The 21032-nt window shown below is 34.4% G+C and carries 18 protein-coding genes; 10 read left to right on the plus strand and 8 right to left on the minus strand.

Going from position 1 to position 21032, the window contains the following annotated elements; genetic code table 11:
- Window positions 1-74: 74 nt before the first annotated feature.
- Entirely contained in the window at window positions 75-257 is a 183-nt protein-coding gene (locus AC07XN_RS00385) for a hypothetical protein (protein ID WP_309923095.1), read from the plus strand.
- Between the two features lie 24 nt (window positions 258-281).
- Window positions 282-569, plus strand: coding sequence for an Asp-tRNA(Asn)/Glu-tRNA(Gln) amidotransferase subunit GatC (gene gatC / locus AC07XN_RS00390; RefSeq protein ID WP_309923093.1), 288 nt, complete (start codon window positions 282-284; stop codon window positions 567-569).
- A 93-nt stretch (window positions 570-662) separates the two neighbouring features.
- Here gatC and AC07XN_RS00395 read toward each other — a convergent pair whose 3' ends face one another.
- From AC07XN_RS00395 to AC07XN_RS00410, 4 genes are all read right to left on the minus strand, one after another.
- The gene (locus tag AC07XN_RS00395) at window positions 663-1226 is read right to left on the minus strand and encodes a DNA-3-methyladenine glycosylase (protein WP_494741625.1); all 564 of its coding nucleotides are present in this window, start codon (window positions 1224-1226) and stop codon (window positions 663-665) included.
- Between the two features lie 133 nt (window positions 1227-1359).
- Entirely contained in the window at window positions 1360-2538 is a 1179-nt protein-coding gene (locus tag AC07XN_RS00400; RefSeq protein WP_494741626.1) for an MFS transporter, read from the minus strand.
- 11 nt (window positions 2539-2549) lie between these two features.
- A complete protein-coding gene (locus AC07XN_RS00405; protein ID WP_494741627.1) occupies window positions 2550-3215 on the minus strand; it encodes a cyclase family protein in 666 nt (221 codons plus the stop codon).
- Complete coding sequence (locus tag AC07XN_RS00410) at window positions 3212-3454, minus strand: CBU_0592 family membrane protein (RefSeq protein WP_494741628.1); 243 nt, start codon at window positions 3452-3454, stop codon at window positions 3212-3214. Before AC07XN_RS00410 ends, AC07XN_RS00405 begins: the two co-directional genes overlap by 4 nt.
- Before the next feature lie 251 nt (window positions 3455-3705).
- Here AC07XN_RS00410 and AC07XN_RS00415 point away from each other — a divergent pair, with 251 nt between their 5' ends.
- Together AC07XN_RS00415 and AC07XN_RS00420 are read left to right on the plus strand one after the other, a co-directional pair.
- On the plus strand, window positions 3706-4137 hold the full coding sequence (locus AC07XN_RS00415) for an FKBP-type peptidyl-prolyl cis-trans isomerase (protein ID WP_309923083.1): 432 nt from the start codon (window positions 3706-3708) through the stop codon (window positions 4135-4137).
- A 367-nt stretch (window positions 4138-4504) separates the two neighbouring features.
- Window positions 4505-4882: a GxxExxY protein gene (locus AC07XN_RS00420; protein WP_494741629.1), complete on the plus strand. Its 378-nt coding sequence runs from the start codon at window positions 4505-4507 to the stop codon at window positions 4880-4882.
- Between the two features lie 318 nt (window positions 4883-5200).
- Here the strand turns inward: AC07XN_RS00420 and AC07XN_RS00425 are convergent, their stop codons facing one another.
- Window positions 5201-7702 carry an FtsK/SpoIIIE family DNA translocase gene (locus tag AC07XN_RS00425; protein ID WP_494741630.1) on the minus strand — a complete coding sequence of 834 codons (2502 nt, stop codon included), beginning with the start codon at window positions 7700-7702 and terminating at the stop codon, window positions 5201-5203.
- Between the two features lie 217 nt (window positions 7703-7919).
- Complete coding sequence (locus AC07XN_RS00430) at window positions 7920-10148, minus strand: FG-GAP-like repeat-containing protein (RefSeq protein WP_494741631.1); 2229 nt, start codon at window positions 10146-10148, stop codon at window positions 7920-7922.
- 61 nt (window positions 10149-10209) lie between these two features.
- Here AC07XN_RS00430 and AC07XN_RS00435 point away from each other — a divergent pair, with 61 nt between their 5' ends.
- Both AC07XN_RS00435 and AC07XN_RS00440 read left to right on the plus strand, forming a co-directional pair.
- A complete protein-coding gene (locus tag AC07XN_RS00435) occupies window positions 10210-11520 on the plus strand; it encodes a UDP-N-acetylmuramoyl-tripeptide--D-alanyl-D-alanine ligase (RefSeq protein ID WP_494741632.1) in 1311 nt (436 codons plus the stop codon).
- Window positions 11521-11659: 139 nt separating this feature from the next.
- Entirely contained in the window at window positions 11660-12619 is a 960-nt protein-coding gene (locus AC07XN_RS00440; protein WP_309920684.1) for a DUF8428 domain-containing protein, read from the plus strand.
- 39 nt (window positions 12620-12658) lie between these two features.
- Here AC07XN_RS00440 and AC07XN_RS00445 read toward each other — a convergent pair whose 3' ends face one another.
- Window positions 12659-13498, minus strand: a complete 840-nt coding sequence (locus tag AC07XN_RS00445) for a hypothetical protein (protein WP_494741633.1) — start codon at window positions 13496-13498, stop codon at window positions 12659-12661.
- Between the two features lie 319 nt (window positions 13499-13817).
- On the opposite strand from AC07XN_RS00445, the gene ahcY reads away from it, so the two are divergent.
- Both ahcY and AC07XN_RS00455 read left to right on the plus strand, forming a co-directional pair.
- A complete protein-coding gene (gene ahcY, locus AC07XN_RS00450) occupies window positions 13818-15134 on the plus strand; it encodes an adenosylhomocysteinase (protein WP_494741634.1) in 1317 nt (438 codons plus the stop codon).
- A gap of 235 nt (window positions 15135-15369) precedes the next feature.
- Window positions 15370-15747 (plus strand): VOC family protein, encoded by a 378-nt coding sequence (locus tag AC07XN_RS00455; protein ID WP_494741635.1) that lies wholly within the window; start codon window positions 15370-15372, stop codon window positions 15745-15747.
- An 84-nt stretch (window positions 15748-15831) separates the two neighbouring features.
- On the opposite strand, the gene AC07XN_RS00460 is transcribed toward AC07XN_RS00455, so the two are convergent.
- Window positions 15832-17148 (minus strand): DUF6624 domain-containing protein, encoded by a 1317-nt coding sequence (locus AC07XN_RS00460; protein WP_494741636.1) that lies wholly within the window; start codon window positions 17146-17148, stop codon window positions 15832-15834.
- Window positions 17149-17252: 104 nt separating this feature from the next.
- Between AC07XN_RS00460 and AC07XN_RS00465 the strand changes: the two genes are divergently transcribed.
- Window positions 17253-19091 (plus strand): sensor histidine kinase, encoded by a 1839-nt coding sequence (locus AC07XN_RS00465; protein ID WP_494741637.1) that lies wholly within the window; start codon window positions 17253-17255, stop codon window positions 19089-19091.
- Between the two features lie 528 nt (window positions 19092-19619).
- The gene (locus tag AC07XN_RS00470; RefSeq protein WP_494741638.1) at window positions 19620-20918 is read left to right on the plus strand and encodes an ATP-binding protein; all 1299 of its coding nucleotides are present in this window, start codon (window positions 19620-19622) and stop codon (window positions 20916-20918) included.
- The last annotated feature ends 114 nt before the right edge of the window (window positions 20919-21032 follow it).

Consider the following 21032-nt stretch of genomic DNA (forward strand, 5'->3'; position numbering starts at 1 on the left):
GTGAATGGTGAGTGATGAGTAATTAATCTATTGAATGCACTAATTTTGAACCTCCAAATTTTCAAATTCAGATAATGGCAAAGAAAAAAGAAACTCCTAAAAAAGAACTTCCAAAAGTTCATAATGAACTTGATGGATTCGATATTTCAATTAATTCTTTTGGTGAAATCAATAGAAGTATTGACATTGAAAAAATCAATGAGTTTTTGAACAAACACATGGACGATAAAAAATTGAGAGGGAGAGACGAAGTTTAAACTCTCTCTCAATACATGATAAAGATGAATATAGATAAAGAATTATTACAAAAGATTGCTCATTTAGCTCGTTTGGAAATGCCCGAATCTGCTGAAAAAGAAATAAAGGAGTCGTTGGAGTCTGTACTAAACTGGATGTCTGAGTTAGATGAAATAGATACATCAAACGTAAAGCCATTGACCCACATGAGTTTAGAAATCAATGCTTTGCGTGAAGATAAAGTAGTTCAAAGCATTAGCCGAGAAGAAGGATTAAAAAATGCTCCAAAACAAGACGGAGAATATTTTAGAGTGCCGAAAGTGATGGAATAGTGCCTTCACAGAACAACTACAAAACGTATTTGAGGTGGTTCTTCATATTGATATATGGTATCAACATGAAGAACCACCTCAAAGCGTTAAAACCTAAGGTTTACTAATAAAAGGACTACCCTTTAAATAAAATCGATAAGGCAATTCAGCTCCTTGTGTAATGCCGATTCTGGTAGTTGTAATAATGTCAGCATTGGAATAATCGTTGACTGGAGGAAGTAATTTTAAATCACCGTCCAAAACATGCCAATCGTTCATGCCTTTATGGATGCCCATTGCCTGGACCAACTTCCCTGGACCAGAGCATAAATTCTTCAAAATAGTAGTATTACGCCTCGTTTCCATCAGTGGAATACCTTCAATAGGCTCTAACGCTCTTATCAATACGGCCTCGCCTATATCTTTCTTGTTAGTGGTAATATTCACACAAAAGTGCATGCCATATATTTGATATACATATACCGTACCCGGCACACCAAACATGGGGGCATTGCGAACACTCTTTTTTCGATAAGCATGACAAGCGGGGTCATCTTGTAGATATGCTTCGGTTTCTACTATAATTCCTGCGGTTATCCCTTCTTCACTTTCATGCACTAAGCGATACCCTAATAGACCTTTAGCGATTGTTAATGTATCTGATGTTAATAAAAGCATTTTTGCTAAATAATATACGAATGATTATTTGTAAGTGTTTGAAAATGAAAACTTTATCACTAGCGAGGGACTCAAGTCCCTCGCTAGTGATAAAGTTGAAATCTCTTATATAGTAGGGCTTGAGGGCAACATTTTAAACCTTATACCTTACCTCAAAAGTGCTTTTAAAAGTACTTATTAATCCTAATACAGGACCTATAGCCAAAATTAAGTAAACGTATTCCTCCGTAATATATTTGGTCGCAAATTGTAAAATTTGTAAACTAATAATGGTAATAGCGAAACCAATACAGTTTACAATGGTGATGGATGATGCTCGATATTCAGGATTGGTATTTTGTGAAATTAAGGCAGAAAATTGTGGTGAGTCGCCAGCTACACTCATTCCCCAAACCAACATGATGGTAATGAAGACAAAAGGGCTGACTTGTGAAAAAGAAACAGAAAAAAGACAACATATTAAAGAAAGTAATAAGCAGTAAAAAGCCAATTTGGCACTCCCGAATTTAGCAGAAAACTCACCTGTCAATACACATGCTATCAAGCCAGAAGCAATAATTAAGAATGACCACAATGAAATATTGAAAGAATAGCTACTATGTTGATTGTATTGTTGAATAATGATAGGTACATAAGCCCAAAAAGTATAGACCTCAAACATATGCCCGAAATAGCCAAATGAATAGGTTTTAAAGGAGGGGTTTTTGAAAGATGCTATAATGCTTCTTGGGTTAAATCGTCCTGCCTTTTTACGAAAAGGGCCATCTTTAATGAATAAAAACATTAATAAAGCCCCAGATGAAGCAATAATTGATGTGGCAATAATGACAGATTGCCAATGGATGCTAAGAGAGAAAAAAGCAATAAAATGTGGGAATGAAGTGCCTAACACTAAAGACCCTACTAAATATCCCAAGGCTCTTCCCAAACCTTTGTCATACCAGTCTGCCATGATTTTCATGCCGACGGGATAGATGCCTGCTAAGAAAAAACCGACAGCAAAACGAATGAAAAGCAATTCCTTGAAACTAACAGGTATCCAGACAATCAGCAAATTAAAAAACGCTGCTAACAACGTAGAATACACAAATACCTTTACAGGCGAAAAGCGGTCGCTGATGGTTAAAACAGCATATATAGCCGTACCAATGACAAAACCCAATTGTACAGAGGAGGTCATGCTACTCAGAAAATTGGATGTGTCTGGATATAATTGCTGTAAGTCTTTCAACACAGCATTGAGGGCAAACCATAATGATGTTCCCGAAAATTGTGCAAAAATGACTACTGGAAGTAAGTATTTTGGTCTCAATGTGAATAAATCTAAAGGGTTTCAATGACGGCATAGGCCCTGACAGGGAAAGTCCCCATCCCTTTTACTTTAGGAGGTGTTGCCGAAAATTTGAAAGAAGTATCTGTAGGAATTTCGCCTAAATTACACAAATGCTCTACAATCAAGATTTCGTTTTTGAGTAAGATGCTATGTACTGGGCGAGCTTTCCCTGACACGTCATCGATATTATGCGAGTCGATACCGACTAATTTTACTCGTTGACTCACCAGATATTCGGCAGCATCGGCTGTTAAAAAAGGATTGCCACTATAATACTCATCAGTTTTCCATTTTTCATCCCAACGAGTATGAACCAAAACGGCTTTATCTGTTAAGTCTAATCCTTCAAAATACGACTTGTCAATGCTCAATTGTTCATGGTAGGGAACACTTATCAGCACAGCGTCTAATAAAGCAGTTTGTTCAATCAGGATTTGAGATAAATCTTTTCCGTCTTCATATCGATGGAAGGGCGTATCTAGGTAAGTCCCTGTATTGGCTACCATTTCAATTTTTCCTATCTGAAAAGAAGTTCCTTCTTCGTACCAACTTTTAGATTCTTCACGCGTCCAGAAATCACAAATAACAGGGGCAGGCAGACCTTTATAAGTAACTACGCCTTCTTCAATAACATGGCTTAAATCGATAAATTTCATTTCTTTCTAGCTTTTATAATCGCAATAACTGCAATAATTACCCAAACTACATTGACAAAAACGGAAGGATAGGCTTTATGTTCAAGGGTATTAATGATAAAACAGATGGCTCCAAAAAGATTAGCTAATTGGTAATTTATGGAGGTAGACGAAATCTTACTCAAAGCGTTTAAGGCAAATGCCCCAACGATAAGAATAGAACCAATCCAACCGATAATTTCAACTAAGATTAAGTACATCAATTTTAGGTTTTTACAAAGATACATTGATTTATGAAAGCAAGTAAATGATAATACATCATAACTGCTTAATTATGCAAATACGTTATAGATACAAGCTGTTACGCTGATATTAAGGACTGTTTTTTATGCATAATGATGATATAATCTTAGGCTTTTTGTCTTGATTATTAGTAATAATTACCAGATGAAAACTAAGTTTTCCATAAAAATTACGACCTTTACCGAAATTTTAAAAAATAATTGATAAAATGGCACAAGCAAAGGCGGGCGATAAAGTAAACGTCCATTACACAGGAAGATTAACGGACGGAACTGTATTTGATAGTTCGGCGGGACGTGAAACTTTAGAGTTTGAATTAGGTACGGGCATGGTTATCCAAGGCTTTGATGAGGGCATCACTGGAATGACTATTGGCGAGAAAAAAACTGTTCATATTCCTGCTGAACAAGCTTATGGACCAGTGAATGCTGACTATTTAGCAGTATTCCCTAAAGCTGAACTTCCTGCTGATATTCCTTATGAAGTAGGTATGCAATTAAATATGCACCAAGATGGATCTGGACAAGTAATGCCAGTAACAGTAGTTGAAGTAACAGATATAAGTATTACTTTAGATGCTAACCATCCTTTAGCTGGGAAAGATTTGATTTTTGATATTGAATTAGTAGCAATTGGTTAATAATCATTGCTTAAATGTGAAAGAGGTCATCTGATAAAGGTGATCTCTTTTATTTTAATCAGCAAGTAGAATATTTTCCCGCAGATTATCGCAGAAAAGATTCGCTGATTTGTGGAGATTTTAATCAGCGAGAGTCAGCGTTTTTTAATCTGTGTAAATCAGCAGTAGAATATTTTCCCGCAGATTATCGCAGAAAAGATTCGCTGATTTGTGGAGATTTTAATCAGCGAGAATCAGCGTTTTTAATCTCTGTAAATCAGCGGGTAAAAATTCTCGTTAGTTGTGCAAAAACTGTCATTGATTTTATTATTTTTGAGTTGTTTGAAAAATCTATTTCAAATCTGCATCTATTAAATAATAAAACTATATGGAAATAAATGAAATCTCTTATAAAATTAGAGGATGTATTTTTAATGTTTATAATAATCTAGGTCCTGGTTTATTAGAGTCTGCTTATGAAGCTGCTTTGAAATTTGAACTTGAAAAAGCTGGATTAGAGGTGAAATCACAAGTAGCTTTGCCTATGATTTATGAAACTATTAAAGTAGATGTTGGCTATCGATTAGATTTGTTGGTTGAGAATAGAGTAATTATAGAATTAAAATCAATTGAAAATTTATTGGATGTACATCATAAACAAGTTATTACTTATCTCAAATTATCTGGTTTTAAACTAGGGCTTCTAATAAATTTCAATACAGATGATATTTCTAAAAGTATTTTCAGAAAGGTGAATAAGTTTTAAAATCTCTTCAAATATTTTCCCGCAGATTATCGCAGAAAAAATCCGCAGATTTACGGAGATTCTAATCAGCGAGCATCAGCGTTTTATAAATCTCTGTAAATCAGCGGGTAAAAAATATTCCCACAGATTATTGCAGAAAAGATTCGCAGATTTACGGAGATTCTAATCAGCAAGCATCAGCGTTTTATAAATCTCTGTAAATCAGCGGGTAAAAAATATTCTCACAGATTATTGCAGAAAAGATTCGCAGATTTACGGAGATTCTAATCAGCGAGCATCAGCGTTTTATAAATCTCTGTAAATCAGCGGGTAAAAAAATCACAAACTTTTCAAATGTCTTTCTAACGTTTCTGAATCTTTTATCAATACTTCTCTTGCTTTAGAACCTTCAAATTGCCCTACAATGCCTGCTGCTTCTAATTGGTCAATTAAACGTCCAGCACGGTTGTATCCTAATTTTAACCTACGTTGAATTAACGATGTTGAGCCTTGTTGATGGGTAACAATTAAGCGAGCTGCTTCATCAAAAAATTGATCACGATTGCTTGGGTCAAAATCACTTTTTTCGTTACCACCGCCATCACTATCACCTTCAAATTCGGGTAACATATAAGCAGAATCATAACCTTGCTGATTGCCAATAAATTCACAGACATCTTCTACTTCTGGTGTATCTACAAAAGCACATTGCAAACGAATAATATCAGAACCCATTGAAAGTAACATATCTCCTTGTCCTACTAATTGTTCGGCTCCACCCGTATCTAAAATCGTTCTAGAGTCAATTTTGGACGTAACTTTAAACGAAAGACGCGCAGGAAAGTTTGCCTTGATTGTACCCGTAATTACGTTTACTGATGGTCGTTGCGTAGCCACAACTAAGTGTATACCAATGGCACGGGCTAACTGGGCTAGACGAGCGATAGGTTGCTCTACATCTTTTCCAGCCGTCATCATTAAGTCGGCTAGCTCATCAATAATCAAGACGATATAAGGCATGAAATAATGCCCTTTGTCTGGATTGAGCCTTCTGTTGACAAACTTTACGTTGTATTCTTTCAAATTTCTACAGCCTGCATCTTTCAAAAGGTTGTAGCGATTGTCCATTTCTATACAAAGTGAATTGAGCGTATGAACCACCTTTTTGGTATCTGTAATGATGGCTTCGGCAGCGTTTGGTAACATTGCCAAGAAATGTCTTTCAATTTTATTGAAAAGTGTTAATTCAACTTTCTTGGGGTCGACCAACACGAATTTTAATTGAGATGGATGCTTTTTGTATAGTAACGAAGTCAGAATCATATTCAACCCAACAGACTTCCCTTGTCCTGTTGCACCAGCCATCAATAAGTGAGGCATTTTGGCTAAGTCGGTAATGAAAATATCATTACTAATCGTTTTCCCTAAAACAATAGGTAATTCTGCGGTTGATTTCTGGAATTTTTCAGAGCCAATCACCATTTTTACAGGCACCATCTCACGATTTTTATTAGGTACCTCAATGCCAATCGTTCCTTTTCCCGGAATCGGTGCAATAATACGAATTCCTAGTGCTGCCAATGACAAGGCAATATCATCTTCAAGATTCTTGATTTTAGAAATCCTTACCCCAGCATCTGGAATAATCTCATACAACGTAACTGTTGGGCCAATCGTAGCTTTGATAGAAGCAATGCCAATCCCATAGTTAGCCAATGTCTCCACAATTTTATCGGAATTGGCTTTCAATTCTTCTTGCGAAACATTCGGCTTACCCATGTCATACTCTTTCATTAAATCAAGTGTTGGGTACTTGTAATGAGGCAAGTCTAACATCGGGTCGTATAAACCAAATTTTTTCAATAATTCATCATTCACCGAATCATTCACTTCCAAGACTGGCGCGTCTTCATCAGTATCTTCTATGATTTCTGGAATGTCTTCAATATTCTCAATGGTCAAAGCCACTGGCCCTTTTACAGCATTTGCTTTGGGAGTAGGTGTCTCGATAATAGGAGGAAGGTATGGACGAATATTGGCTTCATCAAAGTTATCTTCACGATTGATTGGTAAATCATCTTCGGGTTCTTCTTCAGCTACTATCGTTTCAAAGTTTTCTCTAACTCTTTTGATATTCTTGGCGTCTGCAATATTATCTTTATCATCTTCTACTTTACTCACAACTGTGTCATGTTCTTCATCAGTTGGTTTTGCTACCAAACTAGAGGTATCTACTTTGTAGTAATACACCACAAAAACAATCAGCACAAAAGTGATTACAAAAAAAGAAGCCCAACCAATGAACCCATACATGTATTCATTGACAAAATATCCGATACCTCCGCAAAGGCTACTCCATTTTTCTTCTGCTTCTAACATAAAAACAAAAAAACCAAGGAAAGCACTTAGCCAAATCATATAGAATAATGATTGCCAAGTTAATTTCTCTAGCGGAATAATTTCTTTTTTAAAGGCAAGCTTATAGCCAGCAGTCAATAAAATAGGAACAAGCAAAAAGGCAGACCAGCCGAAAAGTCTAAAAATCAACAGATAAGCAAGCTTGGCTCCATATAAGCCAAATGGATTTTTAGGTTGTTTTTTTAAAGGCTCAATCGATGATTGAAGCGGGTCTTCAACTTCACTTTGGTCAGCATCGCCTGTGAAAAGATGTGATGAAAACGAAAAAAACATAAATACTCCTAAGAGTATAAACAGGATACCCAAAACGAAATGTAGTTGTTCGCTTTGGATTATTTTTTTTATATTAAAGTCAAACGAAATTTGCGGGGAAGGATTTCGTTCTTTGGTTCTTTCTGTATTTTTTGGAATATTTCTTGCCATATTAAAATTGGTTCTCGGCGAGTTACAAATGGTTAAGTATTTGAGGATGGATAGTTTCGCTATTGAAGCTCAAATTTTCATAACCATTAGCCTTATGCCAAGTAACTGTATTATTCCAAAGTTCGCAATTTTGAGGTATTTTTTGCGAAAAAAATTAAAAATGTTATTTAAAATCCTGATTAACGCTTTTTATCCACGTAACTCTTGGCTGATTTTATTACTTATTAAGCAATACTTTTTCGGTAACCATGCCTTTTCCTTCTGCAATTATTCTGATAAAATAAGTACCATTGCTATAATTACTTAAATCGAAAAATACATCTTCGTTCAAACTTGTACTATTTTTCCGAGAGAGTGTTTTGCCTGTAATGTCGATGAGCTGATATTCTGCTAAATAATTATTTTTGATATAAACAAAATGATTGGTTGGGTTAGGATAAATAACCGCTGTTTTACTTTCTTCGTTGCCAGTAACCGTAAATTTAGTGGTACCTTTCAAAAATTTTAAACCACCTGCATTGGTACCAACAATAAAGTCGGGAATAACGTCTCCGTCTAAATCACCCACTGCAATCGAAAGCATACCACCCAATTTTAAATGAGCATGCTTTCCTGTAAACTCATCTAAAACACCTGACGAATCCTCTTTGAAAAGGTCTTGATTTTGGTCAATGATATTTTTGAAAACCTTAAATGTTCCGTCTCTGTTTCCTGTAATGAGTTCAACTTTGCCATCACCATTCAAATCTGCTACAGTCAGCGATACATTTCCAGAAAGATAATCTGAGGTAAGTCCGCCTAGTTCTTCTTTTGTCAAAGTATACACTGGACTTGTACTGCTCCCCGTATTTTTATGAAACTCAATTCTACCACTACCTTTTCCGATTAATAAATCTTTTTTGCCGTCGTTGTCTAAGTCAAAAAATAAGGGCGAATCGCCATTGGATAGATTATTGATTTTAGGCAACGAAACTATTTCAGACAGTTTTAATGAAAAAGCTTGATTTCTGGCTGCTCTGTTTGGGATATATTGAATCGTCATGCCATTAAAAGTATTGGCAGTAAAACCAAAATCATCCGTACCATCTCCATTCATATCAGTAACAAATGGTTTGATTTCAAATAACTGTTGAGATTTTGATAAATCCAGAAAATCCGTTGTTTTCAGTTCAAAAGTATTGTTTCCTTTGTTTTCATAAAGGGTAATATTGGCTCTGTAGCCATTATCGCCACGATTCCCTGCATTGCCAACCAACAAATCTTTATCCCCGTCACCATCAATGTCAGCCAGCACTGGACTAGCATTTTCTCCTAAATCCACCATGGTATTTTGCAAGAAATTAGCTTGTTGGAAAGTAAGGTTTAGGTTATTGTTTTGCCCATTATTTTTATAAAACCATGCTGCATTCTGATAATCTACTGTTTGTAGCGCATTATCATAGCCATTTGGTGCGGCAATAATGTCTTTGATGCCATCAAAATCTACATCTTCATAGAATATCGCTGGAAAGATAGCAAAGTCAATCGGTTTTTGGTTAGGGAAGAAGTAATCTGCTTTCGTAAAGATAGTTTGATTGCTAGTACCATTATTACTCAAAGCAGCTACTCTGTTGGCTGAAATGTGTCCATAAAGGGCATCTTTTAAACCATCTCCATCTAAGTCCAATAGCAATAAAGCATTTCCCGAATGTTCAACCTTTTGACCATTCGCGCCATTGTTTGTACTACCACCCACAGGAACATTCGCTCCACAGTCTTGATTGAAGCGTGCATCATCAAAATGCTCTTTGAAGAAATTTCCCCAACAATCGCCTATTCTTTTGAACTCTAAATGATTATTATCTTTGTAGTTTTCCTGACTGAAATTTTTGTGGAAGAGGAAGAAATTCCCCGAAGAATCAAACGCTACGATGTCATAATCGCCATCATTATCAATATCAACAATTGCAGGAATATCAGTAGAAGCCGTGTATAAATTTATTTTACCCGAATAACCAGTGCTATACAATGGGTCGGTGATGAGTTCCCACGCTATTTTGTCAGTAGAAACATTTCTATAAACTTTAATTCCTGCGGGTGTATAAGTAAAAATATCCTTTTTGCCGTCAGAATCATAATCTACCAATAATATCCAATGCTGAATAGCTGGGAATGCCGTTTCGTATTCAGGGGCATATTGCCAATAATATTTACCTGTGTTGTCTTTTTTAGCAAGAAAAGTGCTGAGTTTAGAGGAGGTTCTGTCGAAAACAACTAAGTCTTCAACACCATCATTATCTAAATTACATTTTGAGAATTGCGGAGCATTTAATCCACCCGCAAAGGTATTAGGTAAACTTTGTCCATTTTGGACTACTTTAAAACTATTATTGTATTGAAAGGTAAAATTTTGAGCAAAGCTTTTACCAAGATTTGACAGGAATAAAAGTAAAATTAATTTTTTCATGTAATATTTGTCGAAAAATCATGAATCTCGAATTTGAGACACATACATAACGAATAAAATAATGATTTCGCTTACTGAATTATATCAAAAGTATAAAGAATGTTCTAGTGTATCTACAGATACTCGTAAAATTGGAGAAGGCTCAATGTTTTTTGCTTTGAAAGGCCCAAATTTCAATGCTAATGCTTTTGCAGAACAAGCATTGGCCAAAGGAGCAAAATATGCAGTAGTGGATGATGCCCTTTATGTAAAAAACGAGCAATATCTTTTAGTAGAAGATGGATTAAAAGCATTACAACAATTGGCTAATTTTCATCGCAAACAGCTAGCTATTCCCTTTATTGGATTGACGGGCTCAAACGGGAAAACGACAACTAAAGAGTTAATAAATTGCGTTTTATCAAAAAAATATTGTACTTACGCCACATTAGGGAATTTGAATAATCACATTGGCGTTCCGCTAACCATTTTGGCAATCGACGAAAAGATTGAAATTGCCATTATTGAAATGGGTGCCAATAAACAAGGAGATATAAAGGAATTAGTAGAAATTGCAGAACCCACTCACGGCTTTATTACAAACATCGGCAAAGCACATTTAGAGGGCTTTGGAGGGATGGAAGGCGTAAAGAAGGGCAAAGGTGAATTGTATGATTGGCTGAGTGCAAATAATGGAACAGTTTTCGTAAATGTGGCGTCTGAACCTACCTATGATATGATTCAGCGCTATAATTTTAAAGAAACAATCGTTTATACTTCTAATAAAAACCCAACTTTTGAAAATGTCGTAAATATTCTTGAAGAAAGTCCTTTTGTAGTTTTTGAAGATTTATCAGGAAATATCTATACGTCACACTTAACAGGCATTTATAATTTCCAAAATATTTGTGCAGCCATTAGAATCGGACAGTTTTTTAATATTGAAACTTCAATAGCGTGCCAAGCCGTTGCAGATTATGTTCCTAATAATAATCGCTCGCAATTTATTCAAAAAGGTACCAACATGGTTTTGATGGATGCTTACAATGCTAATCCTTCGTCAATGTCGGCTGCGATTACTTATTTTAATGACCTGAAAGTAGGGAAAAAAATGGTGATTTTAGGTGATATGTTCGAGCTTGGGGAAGAAGCAATTGCTGAACACGAAGCCATAGGCAAATTATTATTAGCTTGTAACTTCGATTATATCCTTTTGGCAGGGCACTTAATGGAAAATGCAGTAAGAGTATTACCGATTATGAAAGTACATTATTTCCCAGATAAATTTGGTTTACACAATTGGTTACAGGATTATCCCGTTAGTGATACTCATATCCTCGTAAAAGGTTCAAGAGGAATGGGCTTAGAAAGCGTCTTGCAATTTCTAGGATAATCATTGGTTTTTAAACAGAGTATTCGTCTTTATTAATCACCGATTATATTGGTAATGAAATATTTAGTGAAAATGTTGTATTATCTTTGACGGATTTTTGAAAACCAAAACATTCTTTTAAAAATTTATCCATTTCATCATGAATAACTTATCAAGCGAAGAATTAACCCCAAAGCCCAATACAAATAATATTTTAAGGGCTGTATTAGTGTTGGTAGTTTTGATTGCGGGTTGCTTGGCATACATGCTTTTTGAGTCTAAGGAAACATCAGCCAATCAACAAGAGGTAATCAATACTAAAGTAATGGAACTGGCTGAAACTCGTGTAAAGCTAGATTCAATTACGACGCAATTGGAAGCTCAAATTGAAGAAGTTGAGAAACTAGGAGGGGATGTTTCTGAGTTACAGAAAGCCAAAGCCGCTTTAGAAAAAGATAAAAGTGAGTTAACGAAACGTTATGCAACTTTAGAAAACATCAAAGAAAATTATGCGGATAAGATAAAAAATTATGAGTCGATACTTATTGCTAAAGAAGCAGAACTAGTTCAGTTAAGAGACGAAAATTCAAGTCTGACTAACGAGAATTCCACGCTTAAAAACGAAAAAAATGGCTTGACGAAGAGCGTTGAGGAAGCGAGGGCTCAAAACAAAGAAGTATCTTCTATTAATAAGATTCTTACCGAAAAGGTTACTCGTGCAGCCGCACTCAGGGCAGAGTCTATCAAAATTATCGGAATAACTGAAAAAGGTAAGGAGTTTGAAGACGACCGATACAAGTCTAAAAAATTGGGCAAAATCAAAATTGCTGTTCAATTGAATAGAAATGACCTTACCGAAAAAGGTAAAAAAACTGTTTTAATCAGGATTCTTGACCCTGATGGATATACGCTTTTTGATACAGATTTAGGCTCGGGCAATTTTGAATACAATGGGCAAGACTTGGCTTTTACTATCAGAAGAGACATGACATTTGATAATGAAAACCTACATGCTGAATTTTATTTTGATCGTGGCGCTCCTTATCGTCCGGGCAAATATACTGTTGAAGTCTTTACAGAAGGCTTTAAAATCGGAACAGGAGGTTTTGAAGTAAAATAATAATAGAGAGGCTGGAAATTCTTCCAGCCTCTTTGTTCTTTAGAGGTCAACAGATAAGTTGTATGCTTTCTTTTTATCTTTCCAGTATAACGTCATCTGGTTATTTTTGAATGAAACTACTTTGAATAAATCATTTTTGATTCCCTTTGCTTTGCCAGTCACATATACAAATCCATTTTCCTGATAAAAATCTTCAACAGTAAAACTTTCAGGTAAAGATGGATTCCCTTCAACATCCGTACTGTTTCTGCCTGCAAAGAAATTAGAATTTACTACAAAGGTTTTCTTATTTTTTAGCGCTGTAGTTACATCTTCAACCTTCGGAATATTATTACTATAAACAATACCTGTAAGGGTAGTTTGGGTGGCTCTGCCAGCCTGATACTCGGTACCAAACTGGTTCCCTACAGTATTTTGGTCTAGTAGATAAATTACATTTCCCCCCAACAATGCTGCTTGAATTTTTAGCTTTCTAAAGGCTCTTTCTTTCACGGTTGTAATGTTTGATAGGGTAGTAGTTCCTACAGCCTTTGCATATACTTCGTCCAGTTTATAAAGCCCTTTAACTTCTGATTCTAGGTGTGTTAAACTAACCTTATCAAAATCGTGTGCATAATTTACTTCATTGAGTGCTAATGATTCTTTAAAAAGCTGTACCCTGCCTGAATTAAATCTGATTTTTTGGACATTGTTTTTGTAAATAGAATTCACTAAAGTTTCAGAAGGAAAGGAATATTTGATGTAATCAGGGGCGATTTCCTTCACTTCTGCAAGGATTAATCCTTCACTAGTGAAGATAGAATCCAACGGAGTTTGTTGTGCTAATGATGCATTGCTAATACAAGCAATGGCTAAAAGGTTTAAGATTTTTTTTAACATAGCTTTATTTTAATGATTCATATACAAGACAAACTAAAAACTTTTTCCCCTATTATTTATTGCATAAAAACTTTTTAATCAAGGATTCTACGTATTCTTATAAAATACGTAATCAACTATTCCTGTTGGATTATGTAGATAATATTTCTTCATATTTAATTTAAAAAGATATATTATCTAATTTTGTCGAATAAGTAGATAAATCAAAAAAGTTCTTCTGAATCATTTTTAGAATCAAGCATAAAGATGTTAATTTTGTGTTATTCTAAGAAAAAGACTCGTAAAGAGCAAAAAACGAAATTTAAAACATAAGAAATAAATGTCAACTGGAACACAACAGTACGTGCCATACAAAGTAAAAGACATTGCTTTGGCAGAATGGGGTCGTAAAGAAATACGTTTGGCCGAAGCAGAAATGCCAGGTTTGATGGCACTTCGTGCAGAATACGGTGAAGCTCAACCTTTGAAAGGTGCTAGAATTGCAGGCTGTCTTCACATGACCATCCAAACGGCTGTATTAATTGAAACACTTACTGCGTTGGGTGCTGATGTTACTTGGTCATCTTGTAATATTTTCTCTACACAAGACCACGCTGCTGCTGCTATTGCTGCTGCTGGAATCCCAGTTTATGCTTGGAAAGGCATGAACGAAGAGGAATTCAACTGGTGTATTGAGCAAACACTTTTCTTCGGAGAAGACCGTCAGCCTTTGAACATGATTTTGGATGATGGTGGTGATTTAACAAACATGGTATTTGATGAATATCCTGAATTGATTGAAGGTATCAAAGGTTTGTCGGAAGAAACTACTACAGGTGTTCACCGTTTGTACGAGCGTTTGAAAAATGGTACTTTATATTTACCAGCTATCAACGTAAACGACTCTGTTACTAAATCTAAATTCGATAACAAATACGGTTGTAAAGAATCATTAGTAGATGCTATCCGCCGCGCTACCGACTTAATGTTGGCTGGTAAAGTAGCGGTTGTAGCAGGTTATGGTGATGTAGGAAAAGGTTCGGCTGAATCTTTACGTGGTGCAGGTTGTCGTGTATTAGTTACTGAAATCGACCCAATCTGTGCTTTACAAGCTGCAATGGACGGTTTTGAAGTTGTTCCAATGGATGAAGCTGCTACGCGTGCTAACATCTTCGTAACAGCTACTGGTAACTTACGCATTATCCGTGAACGTCACTTCAAAGCGATGAAAGATAAAGCTATCGTTTGTAACATCGGTCACTTCGATAACGAAATCGATATGGCTTGGTTGAACGCAGCTTATGGAGATACTAAAGAGCAAATTAAACCACAAGTAGACTTATATAACATCGACGGTAAAGACGTAATCGTTTTGGCTGAAGGTCGTTTAGTAAACTTAGGTTGTGCTATGGGACACCCATCATTTGTAATGTCTAACTCATTCTGTAACCAAACATTGGCACAGTTAGAATTGTGGACAAACACAGATAAATACGAGAAGAAATTATATATCCTTCCTAAACATTTGGATGAAAAAGTAGCTCGCCTACACTTATCACATATCGGTGTAAGACTAGAAACTTTGGAAGCTGAACAAGCAGAATATATCGGCGTAACTGTTGATGGTCCATACAAGGCAGAACATTATCGTTATTAAGATTTTGGATTTGTTTTAATATTAAAGCCTCCTCATCAGTTTTTTGGTGGGGAGGCTTTTTTGTTTTAAGGCTTGTTGAAATGTTTTGCAGGTCATCTCGAAATATAACAATAATATTAATCCTCTTTTTCCACTCAGATTGTAAATTCTTTTATATTTACTTATACTTGGCATCTCGAGGTATTTTTCAGAATATTAAGAAAAGTAATCTTTCAATACGATAATTAAACATAAAATGAAAAAAGTAACAGGCATTGGGGGCATTTTTTTCAAATGCAAAGACCCTAACCAAATGAGGGAGTGGTATAAAACTCACCTTGGTTTAAACACCAATGAGTATGGGGCAACCTTTGAATGGAAAGAAGAATCAGACTCCACTAAAAATGGTTCTACACAATGGAGCCCTTTTGCCGAGAAAACAAAATATTTTGAACCTTCTACCAAAGACTTTATGATTAATTATAGAGTCGCTGATTTGGAGGCATTGGTAGAAGAACTAAAAAAAGAAGGGGTAACAATTCTTGACAACATAGAAACGTATGATTATGGCAAGTTTATTCATATTCTAGACATGGAAGGCAATAAAATAGAATTATGGGAGCCTATTGACTAGGACTGTAAATAAGATATAGCCTTAAGCATTTCAGTTGTCGCTTTAATAACTTATGGTTTAAAGTAACGTCTGTATCAATTTTTCTCACTTGACATGCTCATACAAATCAATCCACCTATGTTCCTTAAAAAGTACTTTAAATTCAGGTTGTTTTTTTAATTGAGACTTACTTAGTGCTTGTCGTTGGTATAATAAATTCAAAAAATCAAGGGCAATATCTTTGTATTGCTGTTCATTGCTTTGTGAGGCTATCTTTGAAAATATAATAGCGGCGTTATAGTTGTCTTTGCTAGACATACCACCCAAAACAGTTGAGGCAGTGTTGTAGTAATTGTAAGTTTTTTGAAAATCACTTTTGGTATAAAAGTAATTAGCACTATCTATAAGCTGTTTGGTATAAGCTAAATCGGTAGAATCGTTTTTATATGCTTGTGCTGCCGTTAGGTTATTGTATTCAAAGCCATAGGTCAAACTATATATGCTAAGCGGTAATAAACCAATTTCTTTTCTTCTTTTATCAACAAGATTCTCTTGGGTAATAGGTCTAAAACTAGAGGCTTTACCATTATTTATCCAATTGACCTGAGTGCCATAAAGTTGCTTGAAATTAAGATTGCATAGAACCCTGTCGTACAGAAAAGCATAATGTTCTAAATTGATTTCATTAGAATTTTTAAGCTTTTTCATAGCATTAAGTGCATTTTGTTGGAAGATAACATCTCCGTCAGCGTGTTGAACCATGAGCCAAAAATTATTTTGTCCATCCTTACCTATTTCTGAAAGTTTTGGCCAACCATGTTTATTAATAATTGCTTTTGCTTGTACTAAATTGGTGGAGTCTGTTTTATGTATTGCTTGATTAACCAGTTTTCTTTCATTTTTATCTTTTGTTTGTATTCTTTTATACCTAAGCTTTTGGTCATTAATTGCTATTAAATTGATTTGTTTACGCAAAGCAGGTAATCTTAAAGTTTTTTCATATTCTCTCTCTTTCTGTAAAGCTTGCTGTTTTATTATTCCCCATTTATCGGGTGTGGTGTTTTTTAAATAATCAAAATAATAATCTTCTGCTAGCCAGTCCGCTTCTGTCCAACCAGTATTCAATGCTAATTCCAAATAAAAAAAAGCTTTATTCGCATTACTATCTAATGAATATACGCCTGCTAATTTGTATGCTGTCAAAGCATCGGGCTGTTCTAGTTTAAAGGCTTTTTCGTAAGTAAGAATAGCTTTTTTATAATCTTTTTGAAGATGCAATAGTCCAGCTTCAGCTAATAAAGTATGATATAAGGTATTATTTGATTGACCTTTTACACTGTTAATTAAAAATAATATAAAAAAAGTTATATTATGATTTTTGTTAGTGTTTTGCCATTTTCTTAATAATATATTTATTGACAATTTGTTTTTTACTTATTGGAATCTTAATTATAAAAGCATCTAATTGTGTAGTAAAAACTGTTGAAAAATTTACTATTCTATTATTTGTTAAACTAATTTTAATAATGACCACGCAAGACAATCTACTATTATTAAGCCAAGAAGCACTAGATATTCTGATAGATCCTGTTTGTATATTGGATTCAGAATGTACCTTTGTTTTTTTTAATAAGGCTTATACTGCTTTTTTTAAAGAATTGTATGGTTATTTCCCAGAAATCGGCAGCAAAAGACTTACAGATACTGATACTTTATTTTCATCCGTTGCACCAACTAATGTTAGCAGGGGCTTGAGTGGAGAAAGGTTTAAAACTACACATGAAGCTAAAGGCAAATACTACGAGTTTTATATTAATCCTGTTTTTAATTCTAATCAAATTGTAACCCATCTTATCATTTATTCCAAAGATGTTACTGAAAAAGAACAACTGATTCGAAAGGTATATGAACAAGAAGAAAAATATCAATATGTGTTTGAAAATGTACATGAAGTGCTTTTTCAAACAGATATTGTAGGGAATTTGACTTTTTTAAATAAGGCTTGGGTTGATATTTTGGGTTATACTATTGAGGAATCTAATAGTAAGCCTTTTTATACATTTTTGCATCCTGATGATATAAAAAAAAATATATTACTTTTTAGGTCCTTAGTCAACCAACAAAAAACGTCTTGTTCTCATATCGTTCGTTTTATTAGTAAGACTAATGAAATAATATGGATTAAGGTTTTTATTAGTCTTTTAATGAATGAGAAAAAAGAAGCTATAGGTACAACAGGCACCTTAAGAGATATTACTAATGAAAAATCAAATGCACATTTTAGCGAGTTACTATCAAGTAATGTGCGTGATTTAATTTGTATTTGTAATCTTCAAGGTCAATATCTATATGTATCTCCTTCATGTAAGGAGGTATTGGGTTATGAACCCAAAGAACTAATTGGTAAAAATGTGTATGATTATTTTTACCCTGAAGATATTGAAGGTGTACAAAAAAAACATGAACGTTACCTTTTAGAAGGTAACATGGAATCATTAATAGAGTATAGATTCCTTAAGAAAACAGGAGAATATGTTTGGATGCAAACATCTTATAAAATGTTTTTTGATGAATATAACCTTGAAGATAGAATAGTTAGCTCGAGTAGAGAAATAACCTTGAAGAAAAAAGCTGAAGAAAGTATGATGAATGCTCTGAAAAAAGAAAAAGAGTTAAATCAACTAAAAACTAGGTTTGTGGCCATGACGACCCATCAATTTAAAACACCACTTTCCACTATTTCTTCATCAGCTGAAATTATAGAAATGTTTCTTGAAGAACAGAAAGATAATCCTATTAAGAAAAAGATTAAAAAGCAACTTAATACTATCCACACTGAAATTATTAGTATCACTAATTTGATGAACGAAACACTGTTTTTAGGCAAAATTGAAGATGAAAATAGGGATGTTCAAAAGATGGAAATAGATTTAGTTTCTTTGATATATTATGGAATTGAACGACAAAATAGACATCAAAAAGATGGTAGAAAGCTAGTTTTCGAACAAATCGGTGAACAAAGAAAGGTATTAGCAGACCCTCAACATTTAGAACATATAATTGACAATTTGTTATCCAACGCTTTTAAATATTCTCCGAAATGTGAAAGCCCGATAATAACATTATGTTTTAAAGAAAACGAATACGTAATTGAAGTAAAAGATTATGGTATTGGTATTCCAATAAATCAACATAAAAAAGTTTATACATCTTTTTTTCGGGGTGCAAATGTTGGGGGAATTAAAGGCACAGGTTTAGGATTACTGATTGTCCATAACTTAGTGAAAATGAATGGAGGAGAAATTACTTTTGAAAGCGAAGAAAATGTTGGCACAACTTTCCGCATAACTTTTCCCTATTCTTAATTGAAAATATCAAATCTCCATTAATCCATAGCAAGAAATTGCTATGGATTTTATTCTTATAAAATCTCTTTCAAAATTTGGAAGATATGGAAGTGGATGCAGAGCAATTAGATGTTGTGTCACGAGAAACAAGTGAAACACTCCTCCTATTATCAAACCTCATAATCACGATGGGAATGTTTTTATAGAAGGTTAGAACTCTAATCTCATGTAAACTTTAAAAATTTAAACGTATATATCATACCGTACATATGCACTTTATGTTTTTTTATACATTAAACTTTTTTAATAGCAGATACTCTTGTGCAAAACGCAAATTTCCTAGTCAATAATGAGAAAGTTACTAATACGTAATTACTAAAATTATATTTTTAGACAGTACTGGACAATACGATGCTACTATTTATTTTACTGAATAATGGCTATTATTTTATTTGTTTGATTTAAAATAATGGTCATTATTTTAAACATTTACTATATTCCATTATATTTGTAAGGGAAATGTAGTACATTGATAAAGACGAATCTATGTTTAGAGAAAAGATAAACGAATTAGCCAATTGGAAAATAAAGCTGTCAAGAAAACCCCTTGTGCTAAATGGAGCTAGGCAAGTCGGAAAGTCTTGGTTGGTTCAAAAATTTGGAGAGTCGTACTTTACAGGAAAAGTAATTACCCTCAATTTTGAAAAAAGGCGAGATTTACACATCATTTTCAAGCATAATTTTGATGTAAACAGAATACTTCTAGAACTTGAATTTGCGCTTGGTATCAAGATAGATATTACGAATGACCTGCTTTTTTTTGATGAAATTCAGGCTTGTGCCGATGCATTGGGAAGTTTGAGGTATTTTTATGAAGATAAAAAAGAATTACATCTTATTGCGGCAGGTTCACTATTAGACTTTGAATTTAGGAATCAGCCTTTCCCTGTAGGGCGGGTAGATGTGATGAGTCTAACACCCATGACTTTTTATGAGTTTTTGTTGGCTCGGAAAAAAGACTCAATCGCTAACATTCTTAATGACAAACCTACTATTTTGCCAGAGGTTGTAACAGGTATTTTGAATGAAGAAATCAATAATTATTTCGTCGTTGGTGGAATGCCCGAATGTGTACAAAGCTTTGTGAATAATCAGAACTTTAACGATGTCCAAGAAATTCAAGATAATTTGTTATACGCTTACGAGCAGGATTTCAAGAAGTATAAGCCCACTGTAGATGGAGATGCGCTGAATGATATTTTAGAAAAAAGTGCTTCCCTAATAAGCAATCAGATTATCTATACACATTTATCTGACCGATTTTCAAGCCCCACCATCAAAAAAGGCGTAGAAGTATTACGAACTGCTCGTTTATTAAATGCCGTTCAAAATGTATCTATTGCTGGTCTACCGCTTACTCCGTCTGGCAAGCAATTCAAATTATTTCATCTTGACATTGGTTTATTATTGCGAAAAAGTAAGCTGTCTTTTCAAGATATTTACTTGAAAAAGAATCTCACTGCTGCTTTCAATGGCATGTTAGCAGAACAATTTGTGGCACAACAAATGATTGCTTCGCAAAAAGAAGAACTCGTTTATTGGGCAAGAACCAGTCCAGGAAGTAGTGCTGAAGTAGATTTTGTTATTGTAAGAGATGGCAAAATAATCCCGATAGAAGTAAAGTCTGGAAGAAGTGGTTCTTTAAAAAGCTTACATTATTTACTAGAACATCATCCTCATATTTCACAAGCCATCATTTTTTCAAACGCTCCATTTGGTATTCAGGAAAAATTATACTTCATACCTATTTACTGGGCAGGGAAAGTACAATTCCCCTTAGTTTAAAAGTGTTTGAGAAACTATTATTCGCTCTATGAGCATTGACATTTTAAGCATAGTCCTTGACTGTTTTTAATTGTAGTGGATGGTTAGTGTGTCTCAATAGATGAAGGGGAAACG

The sequence above is a fragment of the Arcicella sp. GW458-12-2-14-TSB2 genome (assembly GCF_059423785.1).

Coding starts and splice junctions, on each gene's coding strand:
- AC07XN_RS00385 (WP_309923095.1), top strand. CDS start 75: ATGGCAAAGAAAAAAGAAACTCCTAAAAAAGAACTTCCAAAAGTTCAT.
- gatC (WP_309923093.1), top strand. CDS start 282: ATGAATATAGATAAAGAATTATTACAAAAGATTGCTCATTTAGCTCGT.
- AC07XN_RS00395 (WP_494741625.1), bottom strand. CDS start 1,226: ATGCTTTTATTAACATCAGATACATTAACAATCGCTAAAGGTCTATTA.
- AC07XN_RS00405 (WP_494741627.1), bottom strand. CDS start 3,215: ATGAAATTTATCGATTTAAGCCATGTTATTGAAGAAGGCGTAGTTACT.
- AC07XN_RS00410 (WP_494741628.1), bottom strand. CDS start 3,454: ATGTACTTAATCTTAGTTGAAATTATCGGTTGGATTGGTTCTATTCTT.
- AC07XN_RS00415 (WP_309923083.1), top strand. CDS start 3,706: ATGGCACAAGCAAAGGCGGGCGATAAAGTAAACGTCCATTACACAGGA.
- AC07XN_RS00420 (WP_494741629.1), top strand. CDS start 4,505: ATGGAAATAAATGAAATCTCTTATAAAATTAGAGGATGTATTTTTAAT.
- AC07XN_RS00425 (WP_494741630.1), bottom strand. CDS start 7,702: ATGGCAAGAAATATTCCAAAAAATACAGAAAGAACCAAAGAACGAAAT.
- AC07XN_RS00430 (WP_494741631.1), bottom strand. CDS start 10,148: ATGAAAAAATTAATTTTACTTTTATTCCTGTCAAATCTTGGTAAAAGC.
- AC07XN_RS00435 (WP_494741632.1), top strand. CDS start 10,210: ATGATTTCGCTTACTGAATTATATCAAAAGTATAAAGAATGTTCTAGT.
- AC07XN_RS00440 (WP_309920684.1), top strand. CDS start 11,660: ATGAATAACTTATCAAGCGAAGAATTAACCCCAAAGCCCAATACAAAT.
- AC07XN_RS00445 (WP_494741633.1), bottom strand. CDS start 13,498: ATGTTAAAAAAAATCTTAAACCTTTTAGCCATTGCTTGTATTAGCAAT.
- ahcY (WP_494741634.1), top strand. CDS start 13,818: ATGTCAACTGGAACACAACAGTACGTGCCATACAAAGTAAAAGACATT.
- AC07XN_RS00455 (WP_494741635.1), top strand. CDS start 15,370: ATGAAAAAAGTAACAGGCATTGGGGGCATTTTTTTCAAATGCAAAGAC.
- AC07XN_RS00465 (WP_494741637.1), top strand. CDS start 17,253: ATGACCACGCAAGACAATCTACTATTATTAAGCCAAGAAGCACTAGAT.
- AC07XN_RS00470 (WP_494741638.1), top strand. CDS start 19,620: ATGTTTAGAGAAAAGATAAACGAATTAGCCAATTGGAAAATAAAGCTG.